Annotated in this window: 21 protein-coding genes and 1 pseudogene; 12 read left to right on the forward strand and 10 right to left on the reverse strand. The window is 71.5% G+C overall.

Annotated features, from left to right (window positions below):
• Position 1 precedes the first annotated feature (1 nt).
• The 3 genes from ACIOC1_RS15810 to ACIOC1_RS15820 all read right to left on the reverse strand — a co-directional run bounded on the left by ACIOC1_RS15810 (position 2) and on the right by ACIOC1_RS15820 (position 3078).
• Positions 2–634: a class II aldolase/adducin family protein gene (locus tag ACIOC1_RS15810; protein WP_401854693.1), complete on the reverse strand. Its 633-nt coding sequence runs from the start codon at positions 632–634 to the stop codon at positions 2–4.
• On the reverse strand, positions 631–1959 hold the full coding sequence (otnK, locus tag ACIOC1_RS15815) for a 3-oxo-tetronate kinase (protein WP_401854695.1): 1329 nt from the start codon (positions 1957–1959) through the stop codon (positions 631–633). The genes ACIOC1_RS15810 and otnK overlap by 4 nt, the downstream gene beginning before the upstream one ends.
• A gap of 363 nt (positions 1960–2322) precedes the next feature.
• Complete coding sequence (locus ACIOC1_RS15820; protein WP_401854698.1) at positions 2323–3078, reverse strand: FadR/GntR family transcriptional regulator; 756 nt, start codon at positions 3076–3078, stop codon at positions 2323–2325.
• A 205-nt stretch (positions 3079–3283) separates the two neighbouring features.
• On the opposite strand from ACIOC1_RS15820, the gene ACIOC1_RS15825 reads away from it, so the two are divergent.
• The 5 genes from ACIOC1_RS15825 (at position 3284) to ACIOC1_RS15845 (ending at position 8950) form a co-directional block, all read left to right on the forward strand.
• Positions 3284–3694: a DJ-1/PfpI family protein gene (locus tag ACIOC1_RS15825; protein WP_401854701.1), complete on the forward strand. Its 411-nt coding sequence runs from the start codon at positions 3284–3286 to the stop codon at positions 3692–3694.
• Positions 3695–3728: 34 nt separating this feature from the next.
• Positions 3729–4769: a hypothetical protein gene (locus tag ACIOC1_RS15830; protein ID WP_355335400.1), complete on the forward strand. Its 1041-nt coding sequence runs from the start codon at positions 3729–3731 to the stop codon at positions 4767–4769.
• A gap of 39 nt (positions 4770–4808) precedes the next feature.
• Positions 4809–5462, forward strand: coding sequence for a type 1 glutamine amidotransferase domain-containing protein (locus ACIOC1_RS15835; protein WP_355335403.1), 654 nt, complete (start codon positions 4809–4811; stop codon positions 5460–5462).
• Between the two features lie 160 nt (positions 5463–5622).
• Positions 5623–5988 (forward strand): hypothetical protein, encoded by a 366-nt coding sequence (locus tag ACIOC1_RS15840; protein WP_355335405.1) that lies wholly within the window; start codon positions 5623–5625, stop codon positions 5986–5988.
• 34 nt (positions 5989–6022) lie between these two features.
• Complete coding sequence (locus tag ACIOC1_RS15845; protein ID WP_401854704.1) at positions 6023–8950, forward strand: tetratricopeptide repeat protein; 2928 nt, start codon at positions 6023–6025, stop codon at positions 8948–8950.
• A gap of 57 nt (positions 8951–9007) precedes the next feature.
• On the opposite strand, the gene ACIOC1_RS15850 is transcribed toward ACIOC1_RS15845, so the two are convergent.
• The 3 genes from ACIOC1_RS15850 to ACIOC1_RS15860 all read right to left on the reverse strand — a co-directional run bounded on the left by ACIOC1_RS15850 (position 9008) and on the right by ACIOC1_RS15860 (position 11543).
• Entirely contained in the window at positions 9008–10162 is a 1155-nt protein-coding gene (locus tag ACIOC1_RS15850) for a glutamate--cysteine ligase (RefSeq protein WP_391048190.1), read from the reverse strand.
• Positions 10163–10282: 120 nt separating this feature from the next.
• Positions 10283–10570: a hypothetical protein gene (locus tag ACIOC1_RS15855; protein WP_355335413.1), complete on the reverse strand. Its 288-nt coding sequence runs from the start codon at positions 10568–10570 to the stop codon at positions 10283–10285.
• Between the two features lie 79 nt (positions 10571–10649).
• Positions 10650–11543: an oxygenase MpaB family protein gene (locus tag ACIOC1_RS15860; RefSeq protein ID WP_401307900.1), complete on the reverse strand. Its 894-nt coding sequence runs from the start codon at positions 11541–11543 to the stop codon at positions 10650–10652.
• A gap of 151 nt (positions 11544–11694) precedes the next feature.
• Here ACIOC1_RS15860 and ACIOC1_RS15865 point away from each other — a divergent pair, with 151 nt between their 5' ends.
• The 4 genes and pseudogenes from ACIOC1_RS15865 to ACIOC1_RS15880 form a co-directional block, all read left to right on the forward strand.
• On the forward strand, positions 11695–12057 hold the full coding sequence (locus ACIOC1_RS15865) for a metalloregulator ArsR/SmtB family transcription factor (RefSeq protein ID WP_391048195.1): 363 nt from the start codon (positions 11695–11697) through the stop codon (positions 12055–12057).
• Positions 12041–12553 carry an SRPBCC family protein gene (locus ACIOC1_RS15870; protein WP_401854709.1) on the forward strand — a complete coding sequence of 171 codons (513 nt, stop codon included), beginning with the start codon at positions 12041–12043 and terminating at the stop codon, positions 12551–12553. The genes ACIOC1_RS15865 and ACIOC1_RS15870 overlap by 17 nt, the downstream gene beginning before the upstream one ends.
• Positions 12553–13218, forward strand: coding sequence for a dihydrofolate reductase family protein (locus ACIOC1_RS15875; protein ID WP_391048199.1), 666 nt, complete (start codon positions 12553–12555; stop codon positions 13216–13218). Before ACIOC1_RS15870 ends, ACIOC1_RS15875 begins: the two co-directional genes overlap by 1 nt.
• 201 nt (positions 13219–13419) lie before the next feature.
• Positions 13420–14304 (forward strand): annotated as a pseudogene (locus ACIOC1_RS15880) (MFS transporter); the annotation flags it as partial.
• A gap of 128 nt (positions 14305–14432) precedes the next feature.
• On the opposite strand, the gene ACIOC1_RS15885 reads toward ACIOC1_RS15880, so the two are convergent.
• Positions 14433–15503 (reverse strand): helix-turn-helix transcriptional regulator, encoded by a 1071-nt coding sequence (locus ACIOC1_RS15885; RefSeq protein WP_401854711.1) that lies wholly within the window; start codon positions 15501–15503, stop codon positions 14433–14435.
• 406 nt (positions 15504–15909) lie between these two features.
• Here ACIOC1_RS15885 and ACIOC1_RS15890 point away from each other — a divergent pair, with 406 nt between their 5' ends.
• On the forward strand, positions 15910–16140 hold the full coding sequence (locus ACIOC1_RS15890) for an acyl-CoA carboxylase subunit epsilon (protein ID WP_355335427.1): 231 nt from the start codon (positions 15910–15912) through the stop codon (positions 16138–16140).
• Between the two features lie 72 nt (positions 16141–16212).
• On the opposite strand, the gene ACIOC1_RS15895 is transcribed toward ACIOC1_RS15890, so the two are convergent.
• The 3 genes from ACIOC1_RS15895 to ACIOC1_RS15905 all read right to left on the reverse strand — a co-directional run bounded on the left by ACIOC1_RS15895 (position 16213) and on the right by ACIOC1_RS15905 (position 19429).
• Positions 16213–16872: a hypothetical protein gene (locus tag ACIOC1_RS15895; protein ID WP_401854713.1), complete on the reverse strand. Its 660-nt coding sequence runs from the start codon at positions 16870–16872 to the stop codon at positions 16213–16215.
• 155 nt (positions 16873–17027) lie between these two features.
• On the reverse strand, positions 17028–17885 hold the full coding sequence (locus tag ACIOC1_RS15900) for an SDR family NAD(P)-dependent oxidoreductase (protein WP_355335433.1): 858 nt from the start codon (positions 17883–17885) through the stop codon (positions 17028–17030).
• Entirely contained in the window at positions 17882–19429 is a 1548-nt protein-coding gene (locus ACIOC1_RS15905; RefSeq protein ID WP_401854716.1) for an MDR family MFS transporter, read from the reverse strand. Before ACIOC1_RS15905 ends, ACIOC1_RS15900 begins: the two co-directional genes overlap by 4 nt.
• Positions 19430–19627: 198 nt before the next feature.
• Between ACIOC1_RS15905 and ACIOC1_RS15910 the strand changes: the two genes are divergently transcribed.
• Positions 19628–20371: a TetR/AcrR family transcriptional regulator gene (locus tag ACIOC1_RS15910; protein WP_401719983.1), complete on the forward strand. Its 744-nt coding sequence runs from the start codon at positions 19628–19630 to the stop codon at positions 20369–20371.
• A 235-nt stretch (positions 20372–20606) separates the two neighbouring features.
• Positions 20607–21290, forward strand: coding sequence for a response regulator transcription factor (locus ACIOC1_RS15915; RefSeq protein WP_355335441.1), 684 nt, complete (start codon positions 20607–20609; stop codon positions 21288–21290).
• Positions 21291–21429 lie beyond the last annotated feature (139 nt).

Genomic DNA, 21429 nt, shown 5'->3' on the forward strand with positions numbered 1-21429 from the left:
GTCACCTGTTCGGGTCGGCCGGACGCAGGGCACCGATCTGGTCGCTGGTCAGAGTGGATATGTCATGGGACCGGACGGCCAGCCACAATCTGGCGGTCGCCTCGATCTCCTCGGCCGCCTCCGCCGCGTCGGCGAGCGTGCCGCCTCCGGCGAGCGTGCCGTGGTGGGCCAGCAGCAGGCAGTGGGACCGCGTGAGCAGCGGGCCGACCGCCTCGGCCATGGCCGGGTCCCCGGGCCGGAAGTACGGCGCGACCGGGAGGGAGCCGACCCGCATCACGTAATAGGGGGTGAGCGGAGGAATCGCGTCGGACGGATCGGTGTCCCGCAGCAGCGAGACCGCGACGGCGCAGGGGGAATGGAGGTGGACGACGGCGCGCAGTTCGGGGCGGGCGCGGTACACCGCCAGGTGCAGCAGGAGTTCCTTGGTCGGCGGCGGGCCGGACAACCGGGCGCCCCGCTCGTCGACGTGCGCGAGGCCGTCCTCGGTCAGTGAGCCGAGCGCCGAGCCGGTCGGGGTGACCAGCACGCCGTCCGCCGTGCGCACGCTCAGGTTTCCGGTACGGCCGTGCGCGAGCCCGCGGTCGGACAGGAGCTTGGCGTACGCGACCAGGTCGCCCGCGGCTGTCGGCGTCATCGGGCCACGGCCTTGAGGAAGAAGTCCGGTCCGCCGAAGTTGCCGGACTTCAACGCGAGTGCCAGCTCGGTCGGGCCGAGCGAACGCATCCAGGGCACGCCCGGATCGATGGGGCCGCCCAGTTGGAGGGCCCGTACGCCGAGCCGTTGCAGCACCGCGCCGGAGGTCTCGCCTCCGGCGACGACCAGACGCCGTATCCCGCCGTCGACCGCTCCGGCGGCCAGTTCGGCGAGGAAGGTCTCGATGGCGGAGCCCAGGTCGGTCGATCCGGCCCCGGTTCCGGCCCCGATTCCAGCCCCGGCTTCGGCCTCGGCTTCTTCGGTCGGCTGGCGGGCGTCCGCCGCGCTGTGGACCAGCACCGCAGGCGAGTCCGACAGCAAGGTCAGCGCACGCGCGACGACTTCGGCCGCGTACCCCGCGTCGTCCCGTACCCGCGCGAGGTCGAGGGCGATGGCCGGGCCGCTTTCGCGGAAGGCGGCGATCTGGCCGCGAGTGGCGTCCGAGCAGCTGCCCGCGACGATGAAGGTGGGTCCCGCGAGGGTGTCCGCGAAGTCGCCGGGGCCGGGGCCGACCGCGTCGGCCGGGACCGTGCCGTGCGAGGTCGCGCTGTCCTGAGCCGCCGCCCCGGCCGCCGCGTGCAGACCGTTCGCCCCGATCCAGAAGGCCGCGTCACCGATGGCGTCCGCGAGGACGAGCAGGTCGTCACGGCAGATCGCGTCCGCGACCGCGAAACGCACACCGGCCGCGCGCAGGTCCGCCAGCCGGGCGCGTACGGCCGGGGCCCCGGACCGTACGAGGGAGTGATCCACGAGACCGACCGCGGCGGTGGTCTGGGCGGTCAGCAGCCGTACGAGGTTGGAGTCGGTCATCGGATTGAGGGGGTGCCGGGCCAGCGAGGACTCCGCCAGCGGCAGGTCGTGGACGAACAGGTTTCCCTGGTAGACGGTCCTGCCGTTGGCCGGTGCGGCCGGGCAGACCAGCGTGATCCCGCTGTCCAGCGCGTCCGCGAGGGCGAGTCCGACGGGTCCGATGTTGCCGCGAGGCGTGGAGTCGAACGTCGAGCAGATCTTGAAGCCGATCCGGCGCGCCCCGAGGTCCCGCAGCCGGCGCAGTGCCGCCAGCGATTCGGCGACCGCTTCTTCCGGCGGCACGCTGCGTGTTTTGAGCGAGACGACGACGGCGTCATGCGGCGGCAGTTCGAGGTCGGGGCCGGGCACGCCCACCACCTGGACCGTCCGTCTGCCCGCCGCGCTGAGCGCCGCGGCCACGTCCGACCCGCCGGTGATGTCGTCCGCGATGATCCCGATCACTTCCGAGTCACCCACATTTCCCCCAAAGGTCAGGCAGTCTGACAGGTTGAAATGTAGCACGGCGACGCGGCGGGGAGCAGGCGCGTCACAGGTCGCGGCGGTGCGCGCGCCGACGCGTACCCGGACACGGGGCAACGGGCACACGGGGCATGGGGCATGGGTCATGGGACGCATGCCGGAGGGCGGCGCGGCGGCGCGCACCAACGCGCGGCTCGGCGCGGCTCGGCTCGGCGACAGACGGCGAGCCGGGTCCCGTGACGGCGTTCGGGCGACCTGTCAGACAGCTAGGACGTGGAGTGCGAGCCGGTCGTACGCCCCTTCGGGGCGTTCCGGCCCTCACGACCGTGACGACGCCGCTCTCGTGGCGCCGCGGTCACCTCAGGTCGACGACAGCGGAGTATCCGGTCGTTGCAGCATGCTGACCGCGTCCTCGACGGCGCGCAGGTGGGCGACCATCGCCTCGGAGGCGCGGTCCGGGTCGCGGTCGCGGATCGCCCGGCAGATGGCGAAGTGCTCCTCCGTCGAGTGCCGCCAGCGCTCGGCGGACACGGAGAGCGCCAGGGACTGCTCCTCGAGGATCGACCGGATGTCCTTGATCAGCCGAGGGAAGAGGGGATTGCCCGTCGCGGACGCGATCCCGATGTGCAGTTCGCTGTCAAGCCGGACCCTGATCTCCGGGTCCGCCTCCACCGCGTACGCCTCGCAGGCCTCCACGATGACCGCGAGTTCTTCCTCGGACCGGCGGGTCGCGGCCAGCTTGGCCGTCGGCACCTCCAGGTGGCGGCGCACCTCGTTGAGATCGGTCGAGGAGTACTGGCTCAACGTCAGTGAGCTGGAAGCCCGGTTGGAGACCACCATCGAACCCCGGCCGGTCTGGGACTCGATGTAGCCGAACGCCCGCAGGCTGCCCAGGGCTTCGCGCAGGGCGGGCCGGCTGACCCCGAACGCGCGCGACATCTCCGCCTCTGAGGGCAGCCAGTCCCCCACGGGAATCTCGCCGCGCTCGATGAGCTCGACGAGCTGATTGCGTACGACATCGACAGCGCTGTGCCGTGCCACCCGCTTCATCGCCACGAGCTTGCGCGACTGCCGCTCCCGGACCGGTATTGACAGACTGTCTGGCTGCTCTTCCACGGACCCTAGTCTGCGCCAGTCAGGGGGTCGAGCGCAATCACCAGCCCGCCGGATACCCCGCGGACACTCCCCCACCTCGGGTCACAAACCTTGCGGAACCTTGAACATATCCCGCATACTCAACCTGTAAGACAACCAGCCAGGTTCATTTGCCGTGTGCAACCCGAAGGAAAGTCGTATGCCCCAGTCCCGGACAGTCGTCGTCTTGTCGTTCCCCGGGTACCAGGAGGTCGAGTTCTGGTATCCGGTGTTCCGCGCGCGGGAGGCCGGCGCCGACCTGCACCTGGTCACGTCGGACCCGGAGGGTTGCGAGAGCCACCTCGGCTACCCCGTCGTTCCGACCTCGACCGTCGACCACCTGGCGGGGCTGACCATCGACGCCCTGGTGGTGCCGGGCGGCGTGGGCGCGGTACCGGTCGCCTCGGCCGGTCAGCGCGCCCTGATCGGCGACTTCTCCGTCCGGCACGGCCACCTGGTCTCCAGCGGAACCGGCACCGACCTCGTGCGTTCGCTGCTGGGCCCCGGCTTCACCAGCCCGAACTGGCTGACCGCGCCGGACGCCGACGGCATGCCCGAGCTGTACCGGGAGCTGTTCAGCCGCTGGTCCCAGAAGTGACGACGACCGCATTCGAGAGCAGGAGGCAGAAACGTTGAAGATTCTACGAACAGTCCTCGGTGACGTGCCCGCGGAGAACTCGGGCAAGATCCTCAGCCACGAGCACCTGCTCTACGGCTACCCCGGAGCGGAGCTGGACCACCGCACCGTGCTGGACTACAGCGCCGCGGTCGACTTCGTCGCGGGCCAGGTCCAGCGCGGGATGGACGGGTACGGCTACGGGACCATCGTCGACATGACCCCGCCCGAGGTCGGCCGCCACCCGCAGTTCATGGTCGACGTGGCCAAGCAGACGGGCATGAACGTCGTCGCCATCACGGGCTTCTTCCCCGAGCGGATGGGGGTGCCGTACTACTGGCGGCGCCAGACCGTCGAGGAGCTGACCGAGTTCTTCGTCAAGGACCTCACCGAGGGAATGGTCTTCGCCTGGCAGCAGACCCCCTACCGGGCCGGTGCCATCAAGATCGCGACCGGCCAGGAGAGCGTCACGCCGAAGCCGAGCCCGCTCGGCCCGAACGGCCGGCACATCCACGAGGTGGAGGACCGGGTGATCCGCGCCGCGGCGCGGGCGGCGACGCAGGTGGGCTGTGCGATCAACACCCACATCGACCCCATGGACTTCGAGGTGACCAACCCCGGCCGCGAGCAACTGGAGATCCTCGCGGAGGAGGGCATGGACCTGGCGAAGGTCATCATCGGCCACGCCTTCGTCCCCCCGCAGGTCGAGATGATGCGCGAGATCCTCGCCATGGGCGCCAATGTCCAGCTCGACCACGTCGGCATCCCCTGGCGCGTCGGCAGCGCCGAGGAACTGGACGAAGCCATGGCGAACGCCCTGGTGACGCTCATCGACGAGGGATACCTGGACAACGTGGTCATCTCGTTCGACCGCTGGTTCTTCAATCCGCGCGCCGGGGTGACCGAGTCCGACCCCCAGTTGCTCAACGAGAAGGTCGACCTCGGCTACATGTTCACCAGCTTCGTCCCGCGCCTGAAGTCCAAGGGCGTCACCGACGAGCAGCTCGACGCGCTCATGATCCACAACCCGCGGCGGATCTTCGCGATCGACGTCTGAGCCGCCCCGCAATCGATCCGTCGCCCAAGAGGGAAGCACATGAGAATTCAAGACGCCCGAGTCGTCGTCCTTGTCGAGAACCTCTACCAGGAACTCGAGTTGTGGTACCCGGTGCTCCGGCTCCGCGAGGCGGGTGCCCAGGTCGTCATCGCGGGACCTGCCACGGACGCGGTCTACGCGAGCAAGATCGGCTATCCGGCCCGAGCCGAGGTCAACGTCGCGGACCTGGTGGCCGAGGACATCGACGCGCTCGTCGTCCCCGGCGGGTTCTCGCCCGAATACCTGCGACGCGACAAGAACATCGTCGCGCTCGTCCGTGAAGTGGACCGGCAGGGAAGGATCGTCGCGGCGATCTGCCACGCGGGATGGCTGCTCGCCTCCGCCGAAATCGTCTCGGGCCGCCGCGTCACCTCGGTCGCGCCGATCCGTGACGACCTGATCCACGCCGGGGCCGACTACGTCGTCGAGCCGATCGTGGTCGACGGGAATCTCATCACGTCACCGCTGCCGGACGACCTGCCGGTGTTCGTCTCCACGATCATCACGGCGCTCGAGGCCGCGGAGCAGCTCACCCCCGACCGGCCGCCCGTCTCGGCCCCCCACTCGTCCGCGACCTATCAGCGGTCCGCCACCTTGAAGAACCGCGCCGCAGGCCCCGGCTCCGCGAACTACCGCGCCTACGCGGTGGGTTAGCACGCTCGCACATGTCCGGTGACCGGGCCGATCGATCCGGCGCGGGGCCGGGCGGGGCGTCGTCACGGCTCTGTGAGTGGTGCGGCGCCGAAGCTGCCGGGGGCTGTCTCGCGGGCGGGAATGCGGGGTGCGACGGGGTGCGGGGTGAGACAGTGTCCGTATGTCCTCACGCTGGCCGACAGGGTCACACAACTCGCTGCTGTCCATCGGGTGCACGGATTCGGTGCTGTCCATCGCCTCGGCCGGGTCGGTCCTGTCGATCGGTTCGGTGGCGTCGGTCCTGTCCATCGGGTCGCTCGGATCGGTGATGTCCGCGACGTCCATCGGCTCGTTCCAGTCGGCCGGCTCGCTGCTGTCGGGCCAGTCGAATCGCTCCGCGCTGAGCTGGCAGTCCAACGGCGCCGTGCTGGCCTACCGTAAGGCCAGCCGGCCGGGACGGTTCCTGCCGCACGCGGCCCTCGCCGTGACCGCCGCCGCCCTGGCGGGAGCGGCCTGGTACACACTCCGCCGGCCCTCCGACGCGTAGCCACGGCGGACGCGGTGACCGGGGCGGGGCGCGTGTGGAGGTGATCTCGGCGCGACGGCTGGCGGAGTTGTCGGCCAGGCGGGACGAGGCGCGGGCTGCCTGGCGGGAGCTGGGCGAACTCGTCAGCAGCCCCGTCCCGGAGCGACCGGCTTCACCGCTCCCGGTCAGCTCGGCGTCGGCGGAGCTGCGGGCGCTGGAGCGGGCGCCGGGTGACCTGCGACGCGCGCAGGCGCTCAGCGTCGCACTCGCGGAGCGCGCCGCCGTCGATCCGGACTTCCGCGCGGGGCTGGACGATTGGCCGCGCGGGAGCCGGGACGAGCCCAATGACCCCGCCTCCGCCCCCGGTTCGGCGAGCGACGTCGCCAACCACGTGCACGGCGGTACGTTCTTCAGCGCCGTGTTCCAGGGCCGGGACATCACCGTGCAGGTGCCGCGCGAGACTCCCCTGGCCGGGTCAGGACTGCCGGTCCGCGCCGCGAACTTCACCGGCCGGGACGAGCAACTCGCCGAGCTGCTGGACCTGTTGCGGCCACGGACCGAGCGGCACGACGGACCCGTCGCCGCCGTGGTCACCGGGCTGGCGGGCGTCGGCAAGACGGAGCTCGTCCTCCAGGCCGCCGCGCAGGCGACCGCAGAACCCGGCTGGTTCCCCGGCGGTGTCCTCTTCGCCGATCTCCTCGGCTACGACCGGGACCTGCGTCTGCTCCCCGAACGTGTCCTCGGCCCATGGCTGAGCGCTCTCGGCATCGCCGACGCGGACATTCCCGCCGATCCGCGGGCCCGCGTCGCGCTGTACCGGTCGGTGCTGGCCGCCTGCGCGGAACACGGCCGCCGGGTCCTGGTCGTCATCGACAACGCCTCGAGCGCCGACGAGGTGCTCCCGTTGCTTCCCGGCGACGGCCGCAACGCGGCCCTGGTCACCTCACGCCACACCCTCGACGTCGGCGCCCGCCTGTGCGAACTCGACGTTCTCGCCGCCGACGCCTCGGTGGACCTGATCCGCAGTGTCCTGCGGCAGGCCCGCGGCCCGCACGACACCCGCGTCGCCGACGAACCCGACGACGCCCTGCGCATCGCCGAATACTGCGGGCGATTACCTCTCGCCCTGCGGATCTGCTCGGCGCTCCTCGCCGACACCCCCGGCCGCCCGCTCGCGTCCCTCGCCCAGGCACTGGCCGACGCCCAGCGCCGCCTGGACCACCTCACCCGCGAGGACCGGGCGGTACGGGCCGCGTTCGACCTCTCCCACCAGCACCTCGAACAGGTCTCCCCCGCGTGCGCCAGGCTCTTCCGGCTGCTCCCCCTCAACAGCGGCCCCGACATCGGCACCAGCGCGGCGGCCCACCTGTGCGGCGCCGACGAGACGACCTCGGAGGTCATGCTGCGCGACCTCGCCCGCGCCCACCTCATCGAACCCGCGCGCACCTGGGGCCGCTGGCGCATGCACGGTCTCGTACGCCTCTACGCGGACGAACGCGGCGCGGCGCGCGCCGACGCGGATCAGGCGCAGGCGGCGCTGGCCCGGCTGATGGACTACTACGTACGGACCGCGGTCGCGGCCGACGCGCACCTCAAGGGCCCCGTACCGTCGCCCACGCCCCTGGTCCGGGATCGCGCGCAGGCACTGTCCTGGCTGGAGGACGAATTCGCCAACCTGATCTGTACCGCCGCCTTCGCCACGGGACTCGGCCACCCCGCCGTGCCCGTCGCCCTCTCGTACTGCCTCGCCGAATTCTGCTCCCTGCGCCTCCACTTCGAGGAGATGACCCTTCTGGCGGCCGTCGCCCTGCCGGTCTGCCGATGGACCGGTGACCGGGCGGCGGAGGGCTGGGCACAGCATCTTCTGGGGCTGTCCGTGCTGCTGCCGGGGCGGGAGCAGGAGGCCGTCGAACCGTTCCGGACGGCCGCCTCGCTCTTCCGGGAGGCCGGCGCCGATGACAACGAGGCGTCGGCGCTGACGTATCTGGCGCTCGCCCTGGCCCATACGGGGCGCGCGGCGGAAGCGGAGGAGGCGAACCAGCGGGCGCTGGCCACCCACCGGAGGACCGGCGACCGCGCCGCCGAGGGCAGAGCCGTCGTCGTTGACAGCGCGTGTCTGACCCGGACGGGACAGGACGACGAGGCCGTCGCGGCCCTCCGCAAGGGCCTGCTCATCTGCCGGGAGAGCGGCGACCGCTTCGGGGAGGGGAGGCTGCTGGGCTTCCTCGGTCTCGTCCACGGCCGGAACGGACGGGAGGAGCAGGGCATCGAGGCCCTGGAGCAGGCGGTCTCGATCTTCCGCGACATCGGCGACCGCCGCGTCGAAGGCGAGATCCAGGGGGACATCGGCGAGGCCCTGGTGCGCGTGGGCCGGTTCGCGCAGGCCCTACGGGCGCTGGAGGAAGCCGCCGCCTGCGCCGAGGAGAGCGGCAGCGCCTCGAACGAACGCCGACGGCTCGCCGCGCACGGCGCGGCCCTCCACTGGCTCGGCCGGTACGACGAAGCCGAGAAGACCCTCCGCCGGGCGCTCGCCGTACGGCGCAAAGAGGACGACGAACCGAATCAGGCCGTCCTCCTGGACAGCCTCGGCGCGACACTGCTCGCGGCGCGGCGCTACGAAGAGGCGGCCGACCACCTCCGGCAGGCCATCGCGCTCAGCCGGAAAGCCGGTGCGCGCGCGGGCGAAGCGGAATCGCAGAACCGCCTGGGCCTGGCCCTGTCCAAGACCGGTCAGGAGGCGGACGCCACAGCGGCCTTTCGCCGGGCGCTCGCCGTCTTCCGTGAACACGGCGACAGCGAGCGCGAGGCGATCGTCCTGACCAACCTCGGCTCACACCTCCTGGCCTCCGGACACCCCGCGGAAGCCGACCTCGCGCTGCGACAGGCGATGACCCTCTGCCAGAAGCTCGGCGACATCCCCGTGAAGTCCGTGGCCGCGACGCTTCTGCTCGCGAGTCGCCTCGGCGGGTCGTCCGGGGCGTAGCGGGGAATCGGCGCGCGGCTGCCGCTCGTCGCCGGGAGCCGGCGCCGATTCCATGCCCTACGGGCGTCCCGCCCGGGCGATGACGGGCGCTTCCGGCTGGCGGGCGTCGTCACCGTCCGCCGGATCGACGGGCTCGGGTGCTATCAGGTCGAGGAGTTCCTCGGTGCCGCCGTGCGCGAGGGCGGCGCGCTGGCGTGCGGCGCCGGTGCCCTTGTCGAGGAGTCGTCGCACGCCGGAGGTCACCCGGTCGAGGTCGTCGAGTTCCTTCAGGGCTGGGGTGACGCAGTCCAGGAGGGCGCCGAGCACGTCGGCGGCCTGGGACGGCTCATTGGTGCGGGGGTCGACCAGGTTGGCGGTCAGGCCGTGGCGGGCGGAGTGCCAGCCCGCGGCCTGGAGGACGCTGGCCGGCGGGTCGAGGGGACGGCCGCCGACGCTGCCCTCGCGCAGTGCGGTGACCACCAGGCCGCGGGCGAGCCCGGCGAGGGTGATCGCGCTGTCGACGTCGAGCTGGACGTCGGGGGCGCGGACCTCCAGCGTCGGGTACTCGTCGGAGAGCCGGGCGTGCCAGTAGAGCTGGTGCCGGTCGGCGATCACCCCGGTGCCCAGCAGGGCGTCGACCCGCTCCTCGTAATGGGAGGCGCCGGAGAAGAACGGCGGCGATCCGCTGACCGGCCAGCGGCCGAAGATCACGGTGCGCCAGCTGGCGAAGCCGGTGTCCCGCCCGTCCCAGAACGGGGAGTTGGCTCCCAGCGCGACCAGAAGCGGCAGCCAGGGACGGATCCGGCCCAGCGCGGCGGCCCCGGCCTGGCGGTCGGGCACGGCGACATGGATGTGCATACCGCAGATCAACTGCTCGTCGACCAGTCGCGCCGCGTCCACCCGCATGTCCCGGTACCGCTGCTCACCGGTCACCGGCACCGACGCCTCGGCCATGAGGGGTGCGCCGCCCGTCGCCGCCAGGCGGCAGTCCACGCTGCGCGCCGCGGCGCTCAGCGACTTCCGGAACCGTGTGAGATGCGCGGCGACCTCGTCCAGGTCGGAGCAGACCGGGGTCGCGACCTCCACCTGGGACTGCAGAAGCTCGGTGTCGACCTCCTCGCTCCCCAGGTCGGGCTCGCGCTCCGCCGCGATCCGGAGCTGGCCGACGCGTGGCGCCGGCAGTGCGGTCCTGCGGTCGAGCAGCAGGAATTCCTCTTCGACCCCAATGGTCACGCCTGTCGTCATAGCCGTCTGCTACCCCAGAACGGCCTCGTCACGGAGCAGACCTGGCATCGATCGGCGTCTCGGGCCGCGCTCCCCTGCGAGCCCTCTCCCCCTCGCGGCGAAACGGGTTCAGCCGAGACCGCGATGGGCGGCCCACAGCGCCCCGGCCCGGCCGGCGGCGGCGTCGACCAGGGCGGCGAGTTCGGGTCTGTCGGGGACGGGGAAGGAGACGTAGGCGCCCCTGCCGCCGCCGACCGGCCGGCCGTAGGCCTTGGCGGCGAGTCGACCGTCCGGGAGCAGCCGGACGTTGAGTGTGGTCAGCGTGAACTCCTCGCCGCGTCGGGTGTCCGTCCAGCGGAGCTCCCGCGGGATCGTCACGTTGATCGCCAGAGCGCTCACTTCCAGGTCGCTGCTCATGGACCGATGATCCCACGCGGGTCGCGCGCCCCCGGGTCGTGAGGCCCGTACGTCGGCCGCGGTCCGGTCCGCGCCCCCGTCATCCCTGTGGCGCCTGCGCCAGCCGCCCTCGCGCGGCGGCCTGGATCTGGGAGGGCCCGAGCCCCCATTCGATGGTGCGGCCCACGGCCGTCGCGAGGGGCCGGTCCCAGCCGGTGCGGACGGCGGCCGGGCGGTGAACGCCCAATTCGGTACGGGCCCAGCCGGGGAGGAGTCCGACCGAGGCGTTCATGAGCCGGCCGACGACCAGCCGCTCCCGTCGTGTGCGTCCGAAGCGGCGCAGGAACCGTACCGAGTCCAACGCGGCTGCGGTGGCGTGGAGTTGGGGGCGCATGCGGGCCAGGTAGCGCTCGGCTTCGAGGGATGTGCGCGGTATGTTCCGCGCGCCCAACGCCTCGGCCACGGGGGCGGCTTGGCGGTAGTAGGCGTCGCACTCGGCGGGAGTCAGCCGCAGCGGCCGGGGCGCGTAGGTCTGGTGGCCGGCGAGGAAGCTGCGTACCTCGGCGGTGTGCACCCAGGTGAGCAGATCGGGGTCGTCCGCGCGGTACGGGCGGCCGTCCGGGGCGGTGCCGTGCACGCGGGTGTGGATCCGCCGGACGAGGTCGATCACCTCGCGGGCGGCGGCCGAGGAGCCGAAGGTGGTCGTGGTGATGAACCGTACGGTGCCGTTCAGCCGTCCGACCGGATCGGCGCGGAAGTCGGAGTGGTCGTCGACCCCCGCCATGGCCAGCGGATGCAGCGACTGGAGCATGAGCGCGGCGAATCCGCCGGTGAGCATCCCGGTGGCGTGCCCGTGCACCCGCCACACCGGGTCCCCCGGCGCGATCCCGAACAGTCCGGGATCACCGGGCGGCGCCGCGTACCGCCCCAGTTCGAGGTCCCCGCCGTGCATGGTCGCGGTGAGTTCCCTCGCGATCCGTTCCCGCAGTCCCACCAGCGCCTCCAGGGGCCGTCTCCCTCCGCCGAGGGTACCGAGCCGCCCGGCGGGCGCGGCGGCCGGGACGAGCGGCCCGCACCGAGGGCGCGGAACCTCAGGAGCGGCATGCCGCGGTTGACGCATGCCGATATAGGCATACGATGGAGTCATGGCACGAGCGGCGACGACCTCGGACGCGTTCAACGCGATCGCCGAGCCGCAGCGGCGGGAGATTCTGGCGCTGCTGCGGGGCGGCGAGCGGCCCGTGACCGAGCTGGCGCGGGAGCTGGGGATGACCCAGCCGCAGGCGTCCAAGCACCTGCGGGTGCTCCGCGAGGTCGGGCTGGTGCGGGTCCGCGGCGCGGGCAAGCAGCGGCTCTACGGACTGGACGCCCGCGGGCTGCGGCCGATCCATGAGTGGACGGGCGGCTTCGAGGAGTTCTGGAACGGGACCTTCGACCGGCTGGACACGTACGTACGAGATCTGAAACAGGCAAGGCAGGAGGAACCACCGGATGACGACGGCCAATAGCGGCGACGAGGCGGCGGCGGACCGCGAGATCGTGGTCTCCCGGACCATCGGCGCCCCACGGGAGCTGGTGTTCGAGGCGTTCACACGGGTCCGGCACCTTTCGCGGTGGTGGGGCCCCGAAGGGTTCACGACCACGACGCGGTCCTTCGACTTCCGCGTCGGCGGGGTCTGGGACTTCGTGATGCACGGGCCGGACGGGACCGACTACCAGGAGTGGATCACCTATACCGAGATCGTCCCGTCACGGCGGATCGCGCTGCTGCACGGCGAGTCCCGCGACGACCCCCACACCTTCGAGTCGGTCCTGACCTTCGAAACGGCGGACGAGGAGACCCGGCTCGTGATGCGCACGGTGTTCCCCACCAGGGAGCTGCGCGACGAGGCGGCGGAGAAGTACCACGCGGTCGAGGGCGGCGAGCAGACGCTGCGCAATCTGGCGGTCTACGTCGCCGAACTCACCGGGAACGGGACCGCGTCGAAGGGAGCGGACGACTGATGGCAGGCAAGGTGTTCTTCAGTGTGACGATGTCGCTCGACGGCTTCATGGCGCCGGACGCCGTGCCCGTCGAGGACGTCTTCTCGCCCGAAGGCCAGAGCGACCCCGGCGTCCGGCGCTGGATGGCGAAGTGGTCGGAGCTCCAGGCGTGGATCTTCCCGCAGCGGTGGTTCCGCGAGAACCTCAAGCTCGGCGAGGGCGGCGAGGAGGGGATCGACAACGACATCGCCCGGGCGACGTACGAGCGCACCGGCGTGAGCGTCATGGGCAAGCGGATGTTCGACGCCGGAGAGCTGGCGTGGCCCCAGGAGGCGCCGTTCCACACCCCGGTGTTCGTCGTGACCCACGTCGAGCGTGACCCGTGGGAGCGGCCGGGCGGCACGACCTTCCACTTCGTCAACGACGGCATCTCCAGCGCGCTCGACCGGGCCCGCGAGGCCGCGGGCGACCGCGACATCCGTATCTCCGGCGGCGCCGAGACGATCCAGCAGTACCTGGACGCCGGCCTGGTCGACGAGTTCTCGATCACCCTCGCGCCCGTGCTGTTCGGCACCGGCATCCGCCTGTTCGAGCGCGTGGACCCCGACCGTCTCGCCCTCGACCAGACCCGCACGGACGCGTCGTCCCGGGTGACCCACCTGACCTACACCGTCAAGCGGCGGTAGCGGGCGGCCCGGCCGCTCGGGGGCGGTGCGAAGACGTCACCGGGCGGAGAGACTTCACTGACACAGGATGTCAGCGAAGCGCCGGACAGTGGTGCCATGATCCTCAGTCGGCACTCCCGGCGGGCCGAGCGGCTGCTCGTACCCGCTGCCTTCGCCACCGCTCTCGGCAACAACGTCCAGCTCATCGTCGGTGCGCTGCTCATGATCAGGGAACAGCGCACCATGATGGCCGTCGGCTGGCTCTTCATCGCCGTCGCCGGGCCGCAGGCGTTGCTGTCACCCTTCTTCGGGCGGCTGGCGGACCGCTTCGACCGGCGGGCCCTGTGGATCGGCTGCGATCTCTCCAGTGCGGCGCTGGCCCTGGCCCTGCCGCTCTGGCTGGTCTGCGGCGGCTCTCCGGGAGCCGGGATCTACGGTGCCAACCTGGCGCTCGCCGTGGTCGGCGCGCTGTTCTTCCCCGCCAGCTCCGCGCTGATCAAGGAACGGGTCCCGGCGGACCGGCTGCGGCGGTTCAACGCCCGCTACGAGATGGGGACCCAGGCGGGGATGCTGCTGTCGGCGACGGTCGGCGGGCTGTCCGTCCAGGCGTTCGGCGCCGTGCCGCTGCTGGTGTTCAACGCCGGGACCTTCGCCGTCTCGGCGCTGTGCGTGGCCGCGGTGGGGCGTCGCCCGGAACGGGCGCCGACGGCCACCGCCGCCGGGGAGTCGGCGCCGGTGGCGGCGCGTACGCCGACGCGGACACCGATGCGGATGCGGATGCGGCACTTCATCCTGCTCTACGCCCAGGGAAGCGTGGTCGTCACGGTCTTCAACGCCCTGCTGCCCACCGCGGTCATCGGTGAACTCCGCCTGGGGGCGGGGACGTTCGGCGCGGTGGACGCTTTGGGCTGCCTCGGCTTCCTGGCGGCGGCCGGCGCGTACCGGATCGTCAGCAGACGCAGTCCCGACCTCCGCATCGCCGTCGTGGGCTTCCTGCTCTGCGCCGTGGGCCTGGTACTCCAGAGCCAGTTCGGGATCGCCGGCTATCTCGTCGGAGTGCCGGTGGGCGCGTTCTTCTTCGGGCAGGCCCGGATCGCCTCGCGGACCATGCTGATGGCCTCGGCTGACGACGCCTCGGTGGGCCGGGTCTTCGGGCTGGCGAACGGCGGCGGGCTGGCGGCCACGGTCGCGGTGATGTTCCTGGTCGGGAAGGTCACCGACAGCACCGACACGCGCTACGGCTTCGGGGTCCTCGCCGCTCTCGCCCTGTTGGCGACCCTGTCCGCCGGAGTGCTGCTGCGCTCGTCGGCCCCCGCCCGGCCGGGCGAGTCCGCCGGCCGGTACCGGTCGAGCACGGCCGCCGCCCTCTCCGCGATCGCGCGGCGCAGCTCCTCGGGGCCGAGCACCTCGATGTCCGGGCCCAGTGACAGCAGTACGGGCACCGCCAGCTCGACCGATTCCAGCGGCACCGTCGCCGTCACCCAGCCGTCCGCGTCCGGCGGCCCCGCCGAGGTCTCCACCGCGCGGACCAGAGCCGCGTCCAGGCGGTCCGGCAGCGCGGACAGCAGCGCGGGAGCGATCCGTACGGAGCCCTGAAGCCGCAGCCTTCGGGCGTCGTAGACGGCGAGGTACTGCTGCCAGTGAGCGGCCAGGTCGAACCCGTCCGGCCGCTCGAAGCCGGTCGTCCCGACGTCCAGGCGGAGGATCGAGGACACCCGGTACGTGCGCACCACGCCGTCCACCGCGGCGACGAGGTACCAGACCCCCGCCTTGAGGACCAGGCCGTACGGGTCGAGGTCGCGCTCGACCTCTTGCGGCGCGGTCCAGCGGCGGTAGCGCACCCGGATCCGCCGCTGATTCCACACCGCGTCGGCGAGCGGTACGAGAGCGGACGGGGAGTCCTGTTCCCGGTACCAGCCGAGCGCGTCGAGGTGGAACCGCTCACGGATCCGCCCGGCCCGGTCCCGCAGCGGTGGCGGCAGGGCCGCGGTCAGCTTCAGCTCCGCCGCCGCCAGCACCTCCCCCAGGCCCAAGTCGTCGGCCGCGCCGGGCAGTCCGGCCAGGAACAGCGACTCCGCCTCGTCGACATGCAGCCCGGTCAGCCGGGTCCGGTACCCGCCGAGCAGCTGGTATCCCCCGCCGTGCCCGGCGTCTCCGTACACCGGAATGCCCGCGGCGCTCAGCGAGTCGATGTCCCGGTAGACGGTCCGCACGGAGACGTCCAGCTCCTGCGCCAGCTCACCGGCCGTCAGCCTCCCCCGGTTCTGCAACAGGAGGATGAGCGAGAGGAGCCGGGCGGCGCGCATGGCCCGATCATTCCAGGTCCGGGAGCGGGTGCGCCGGTTCGATGGGGACCGCCCGGGCGGTCGGGGCGGTGAGGGCGGCCGGGCGGCCACCGCTTTATCCGCCCGACCGGCCGACCGGCCCACCGCCCGGTTGGACGGACTGGCGCCACTGGGCCGGCCATCGCTGGCCGTCCTTCGCCTGACGCTCCGTCCCCGCGGCGCGGAAGGCGGGCCGGGTCAAGGGGATCTGACATTCGGCTGGCGGTCGCTGAATTCGGCTGGCGAGGACTTGTGGAATCTGACGGAGTCCTGAATCGGGGTGTCTTGAGCGGGGGCCGGTTTCCCTGGAACCTTGAGGTTGAGGTGCGGCGCATTTCCGCTGCTGGTGTGGCCTCGACTTTTCCGACCGCGCGAAGAAGGATGTGTGATGACCGACTCGATCGATTCTCGTCAGCTGCGCGTGGTGCGCGGTTGTGCGACTCCTGAGGAACTGGCCGCGCTTGTCGCCGTGCTCTTCGCCCGTACGGCGGCGGGGCCCGATCTGCCGGTGCCGGGGGACGTGGTGTCGGTGCCCGCCGCGCGGTGGCGGCGGTCGGAGCGGGTGCACCTGTTCGACGCGCCTCGCGTCTGGCACGCGTACGCGCGCGCGGCCGGATGAGCCGCTGAGGTCCTGAGCCGTGAGGAACCGGCCGGCTCCCGCCCCGAGGGCGGGGGCCGGCCGGTGGGGTGTTCAGGCGGTCGGGAGCAGGGTGCTGAAGTGCCGGTAGAGCAGACCGGTGCCGCCGAGGTCCTTCAGGACCGGCTCCCAGACGGCTTCGATGTGGGCGACGGCGTTGGCCTCCGTCACCCACTCGGAGAAGCTGAGGACGCTCGTGCCGTCCACGCTGATGTGCATGTTCGCCGATATCCCGCCGGGGTAGTCGCGGTCCTGGCCCTCGGTGGCCTCCTCGCCGGCGAACAGGGCGTCCACGAAGGCGCGGGCGGCCTGGTCGTTCTCCGCGCCGAAGAAGGCCACGGGGAAGGACTCGGCGACGGGGGCGGGGTCGGCGATGCCGGAGCCGCGGACCGCGCGGTACAGGCGGTAGGGCACGGGCGCCGGGGCGCCGGGGACGGCGGACGCCGTGTCGGAGAGGCTGCCCTCCTCCTTCAGGGACTGCCGCAGCGGCTCCTCCGCGGACCACTGCGCGTAGGTCAGCACCGAGTCGCCTTCGCTGCTCGTGTAGACCGTGAGCGACAGCAGCTCCGGCGGCCACTCGCCGGACCGCCAGTGGGCGACGACGGCTTCCGCGGTCTGCACCGCCTTTCCGCTCTCCGTCGGGACCGTGCCGACGAGCACGATGTCGCTCTGGGGATTCTCGATGACGGGCCGCGAGGTGGACGCGTGGGACATTCTTCGGCTCCTCGGGAATGAGGTGGCTCCACGAAAGGCGCGGGCCACGGCGTGGTACGGAACATTCTCCGACCAGCGGTGACCCGCGCCCAGGAATCCCGGCTCAGGATTGTGAAAAGAACATCAATTCCGCTTGTGACACCTTCTGGAGACCGTCAATTCCCGCCGGGACCGCCGGTCCGCCCCCGGTGCTCCTCCAGGATCCGCTCGGTGGCCGCGTCGAGGCGTTCGGCCGCGTCCGGCGCGAAGGACCGGTCCTTCACCCCGATCCGAAGCCCCTCGACGAACGCGCTCAACGGCTCGGCGGGAGGGGCGTCGATGGCGTCGACGATCGGCGGGAGGGCGGCCTCCACCGGCTTGGCGAACGACTGCATCGACAGGATCTGACGCAGCGTCACATCGTCGTACTCGCCGGAGAAGCTCGTCGCGGTGACGCCCGGGTGGATCAGGACGTAGCGGATGCCGCTGTCCCCGTACCGCTCGGCGAAGGTGACGCCGAGCAGGTCGTTGAGCTTTCCGCCCTGGCCGAGCGCGGCGCCGCCGTGGTAACCGTGGCGCAGCTCCAGGTCGTCCCAGCGGACCACGCTCAGACTCGCGCCGGGACCGGCCACGTTGACCACCACGGGCTGTTCGGCGGCGGACAGCGTGTCGACCAGGCCGTGTCCGAGCAGGTAGCGGCTGAGGTAGAACAGCGCGAAGTTCTCCTCGATGCCGTCGGCCGTCAGGGCGCGCTCGGTGCGGTAGTGGCGGGCGCACAGGACCAGGGCGTCGATTGTCGGGAACCGCGCGCGCAGCTTCTTGAGCACCCGTTCGTTCTCGCCCAGCAGGCTGAGGTCGGCAGGGATGAAGAAGGCCCGGTCCTGGGCGCCGACGGTCGCGGCGGTCTCCAGGAACGCCTTCCCCTTCACCTCGCTGCGGCCGATGACGACGACGGTGTCGCCGTTGCCGAGCCGGGTGGCCGCCAGCGCCTTTCCGATGCCGTCGGTGCCACCGGCGATCACAATGGTCTTCACAGGGTGTCCCCTTGGGCGGCCAGGGAGGCGGGAGCCTCCGCGGAGCGGATGTCGGAGCCGACCGCGGAGTCGGCATGGGAGTGGAGGTCGACGGTGACGTCGGAGTTCACGTCGGCGTGCTGTTCCTGCGGCGTACCGCCGTCGGATTCCTGCGGCTTGGGACGGCCCGGCAGTTGGGTCGCGGCGATCAGGGCGAGGACGAGCGCGCCGGTCACGCCCCAGTATGCGTGCCGGAAGCCGCCGAGGGCGTCGCCGCTGCCCGCGCTCTGGACGAGCAGCGCGACCAGCGCGATGCCGATCGCGGCGCCGAGCTGGTTGAGCATGTACAGCACGGTGCTGCCCTGAGGCACCAGATGCGGCGGGAGCGTGCGGTAGAGGGAGGCGATGGTGGGCGCGCCCACGCTGCCGAGGCCGAGGCCGATCGTGAACGCCACCACGGCCGTCCAGACTTGGGACGTGTCCGCGCTGAGCTGGGTGAAGGCCAGCGCGCTCAGCGTGGCGACCGCGCCGCCGCACATCACCAGGGTCCGTGAGCCGACCTTGTCGGACAGCCGTCCGGTCAGCGGCATCGACAGGGCCGACCCCACACCGAGCGGAGCGAGCAGCAGCGCGGACGCGAAGGTGTCGTGGCCGCGTACCTGCTGGTAGTACAGCGGCAGCGCGAACAGGCTGGCGAAGGTGGCCAGACCGACCAGGGCGCCGACGGTGACGCTGGCGGAGAAGCTGCGCGAGGCGAACAGCCGCAGGTCGATGAGCGGTTGCGTGGTGCGCTCGCGCAGCGCGTGGACGGCGTAGGCGCCGAGCAGCACGACCGCGGCGACCAGCGGGACGAGCACCTGCCAGGCGGAGAACTCGGTCCGCTCGGCGTACTGCGACAAGGTCAGCACGGCGGCCGCGACGCCCGGGCCGATCAGCGCGACGCCGACGGTGTCGAGTTTGCTCACCGGCTGCTCGCCGGTTGGCTTGTCGTCCGGGATCACCCGCAGGGCGAGCACCAGCGCGAGCAGGCCGATCGGGACGTTGACCAGGAACATCCAGCGCCAGGACACGCCTTGCAGGATGAATCCGCCGATCACCGGGCCGAACACCGGGCCGCTGGAGCCGACGACGCCCATGAGGCCCATGACCCGTCCGATCCGGCTGGGTCCGGCCGAACGGGCCAGCAGGGTCAGCATCAGCGGGTCGAGCAGACCCGCGCCGAGTCCCTGGAGCACGCGGAAGGCGATCAGGCTGCCGATGTTCCACGCGAGTCCGGAACTGATGGAACCGGCGAGGAAGATCACCAGGCCGAGCAGCCACAGCCGCCGGCCGCCGAACCTGTCGACGGCCCAGGTGGTGACCGGGATGCTCACGGTCAGGGCGAGCAGATAGCTCGTGGACACCCAACTGACCGCGCTGAGTGAGGTGTCGAAGTCCTTGACCAGGGTGTCCGCTGCGACGGCGATCATCGAGCCGTCGAGGATCCCCATGATCCCGCCTAACAGGATCACTCCGATCAGTCGCCGCAGCGCGGGGTCAAGGCCCTCGTTCGACGGATGCGCCATGAGTCTCTCCGGTGGCGTGAAGTGGCATGAGGTGGCGTGAGGTGGCCGCGCGTCAGATGGCGGCACGTCAGATGACAGCGAGCCAAATTGCACTCGCCAGTGCAGATTAGGGCACCACTCAGGACGCTGACAACGTCGGTGGGCAACAAACTGCACCGGCCGGTGTAACTCAACGCCCGTATCGGGTACGCTGCGAGGGTGGGCGGAACTGCGACACCGGCATCAGGCAACCGAACGGCCTCGCGAGGCCGCATCGACAAGCGTCAGGCGATCCTCGACGCGGCCTTCGCCGTGTTCGCCAAGCGGGGGTACGCCGGTGCGTGCATGGAGGAGATCGCCGAAGTGGCGGGCGTCGCCAAGCACACCGTCTACAACCACCTCGGCGACAAGGAGAACCTCTTCCACGCCGCGATGGAGGCGACGGGGAACGCGGTGATGGACGGAAACCTCGCCCTGGCCGAGCAGTTGACGGTCGAGGGCGGCGCGAACGGCCGAAGCGGCGAGGCCGACGAGGAGAGCGGGGACGGCGAGGGCTCCGACCCGGTCAGGTCCCGCTTGGAGGAGGTCGGATACCGCATGCTGCTCCAGTGTTGCGACCCCCGCTCCTGGGCGCTGCGCCGACTGTTGCACGCGGAGATCACCCGCTTCCCCGGACTGCTCGAAGTCGTCTGGGGGCGCGGCGCCGACCGGCTCCGGCAGACCCTCGCCGACCGGATGGCCCGGCTCTCCCTGGCCGGTCTGCTGCGCCCCTGCGACCCCGTCGAGGCCGCGGAGCAGTTCCTCGCTCTGCTCACGGGCCCCATGGAGGCGCGGTCCCAACTCGGCACCCGACCCGTACCGGACACCGAACTCCACACCGTGGCCGACGCCGCGGTCGACACATTCCTGCGCGCGTTCCGAGATGTCCAGCAGAACCGCTCCCTGCCGGTGACCGCTCCCTGACCTCTGACGATTCGACACGGTTTACCGCGCCTTCCCGCGAACGGATATCTCCGAAGCGGATCCGCGAAGTCCGTGTGTCCTCGCATGAACTCCCTGGCTCGAATCGATGAGAACGGTTTGAGAATCCGCGCCGCGGATCAGCACTAGATGGATGTGTCCACCTAACAGCTATGCAGGCAATGGAGCTTGCGGCCGTGAATCCACCTTCGGTCCGTACAACTCCAAGGGAGATACCGTGCGCATACTCGTTGTGGAGGCGCAGGAGCACGAAGCCGCGGCCCTGGCCCGCAATCTGGAGCGGTACGGCCATGAGGTGACGACCGTGGATTCCGGAACCGCGGCTCTGGAGACCTTCCGGCAGGCGAACTTCGTCCTGCTCGACCTCGATCTCCCGGACATCGACGGCCTGGCCGTCTGCCGCAGCATGCGGGAGACGGGCGACATCCCCGTCATCGCGTTCGCCAGCGGCGGCACCGAGCTGGACCGGGTCCTGGGACTGCGGGCGGGCGCCGACGACTGCATCGACAAGCCGTACGAGATCCGCGAGTTGGCGGCCCGCATGGAGGCCGTCATGCGGCGGCGGGAGCCGCGCCGACCGGTGGTCACCCCCAAGACGACGGTGTCGATCGGCGGTCTGCGGATCGACGCGGCCTCGCGCAAGGTGCAGGTGCACGAGAAGCCGGTGAAGCTGACCCGCAAGGAGTTCGACCTGCTGTACTACCTCGCGCGGCACCCCGAGATGGTCGTGACCCGGCAGCGGCTGCTCGCGGAGATATGGGAGATCCCGACGGTGCTCGCGGTCGGTTACCAGGCCAGCCGCACGGTGGACACCCATGTCAACTCGCTGCGCAACAAGTTGGGCCGGAGCAGTTGGATCGTCACCGTCCGCGGGGTCGGATTCCGGGTCGGCCTCGGCTGATCCGGCCCCCGGGCCCGCCCGCACGGCACGGGAAAAGGAAGCGGAAGCGGGGGGGGGGGGGGGGGGGCCCCCCCCCCCCCCCCCCCCGCCCCCCCCCCCCCCCCCCGCCGGCGGGCCGCAAGAAAACCCCAAGGTGGGG

It is taken from the genome of Streptomyces sp. NPDC088197 (genome assembly GCF_044741185.1).
Classification (GTDB): Bacteria; Actinomycetota; Actinomycetes; order Streptomycetales; family Streptomycetaceae; genus Actinacidiphila.

Coding starts and splice junctions, on each gene's coding strand:
- ACIOC1_RS15810 (WP_401854693.1), bottom strand. CDS start 634: ATGACGCCGACAGCCGCGGGCGACCTGGTCGCGTACGCCAAGCTCCTG.
- ACIOC1_RS15835 (WP_355335403.1), top strand. CDS start 4,809: ATGAGAATTCAAGACGCCCGAGTCGTCGTCCTTGTCGAGAACCTCTAC.
- ACIOC1_RS15840 (WP_355335405.1), top strand. CDS start 5,623: ATGTCCTCACGCTGGCCGACAGGGTCACACAACTCGCTGCTGTCCATC.
- ACIOC1_RS15855 (WP_355335413.1), bottom strand. CDS start 10,570: ATGAGCAGCGACCTGGAAGTGAGCGCTCTGGCGATCAACGTGACGATC.
- ACIOC1_RS15865 (WP_391048195.1), top strand. CDS start 11,695: ATGGCACGAGCGGCGACGACCTCGGACGCGTTCAACGCGATCGCCGAG.
- ACIOC1_RS15870 (WP_401854709.1), top strand. CDS start 12,041: ATGACGACGGCCAATAGCGGCGACGAGGCGGCGGCGGACCGCGAGATC.
- ACIOC1_RS15875 (WP_391048199.1), top strand. CDS start 12,553: ATGGCAGGCAAGGTGTTCTTCAGTGTGACGATGTCGCTCGACGGCTTC.
- ACIOC1_RS15885 (WP_401854711.1), bottom strand. CDS start 15,503: ATGCGCGCCGCCCGGCTCCTCTCGCTCATCCTCCTGTTGCAGAACCGG.
- ACIOC1_RS15890 (WP_355335427.1), top strand. CDS start 15,910: ATGACCGACTCGATCGATTCTCGTCAGCTGCGCGTGGTGCGCGGTTGT.
- ACIOC1_RS15895 (WP_401854713.1), bottom strand. CDS start 16,872: ATGTCCCACGCGTCCACCTCGCGGCCCGTCATCGAGAATCCCCAGAGC.
- ACIOC1_RS15905 (WP_401854716.1), bottom strand. CDS start 19,429: ATGGCGCATCCGTCGAACGAGGGCCTTGACCCCGCGCTGCGGCGACTG.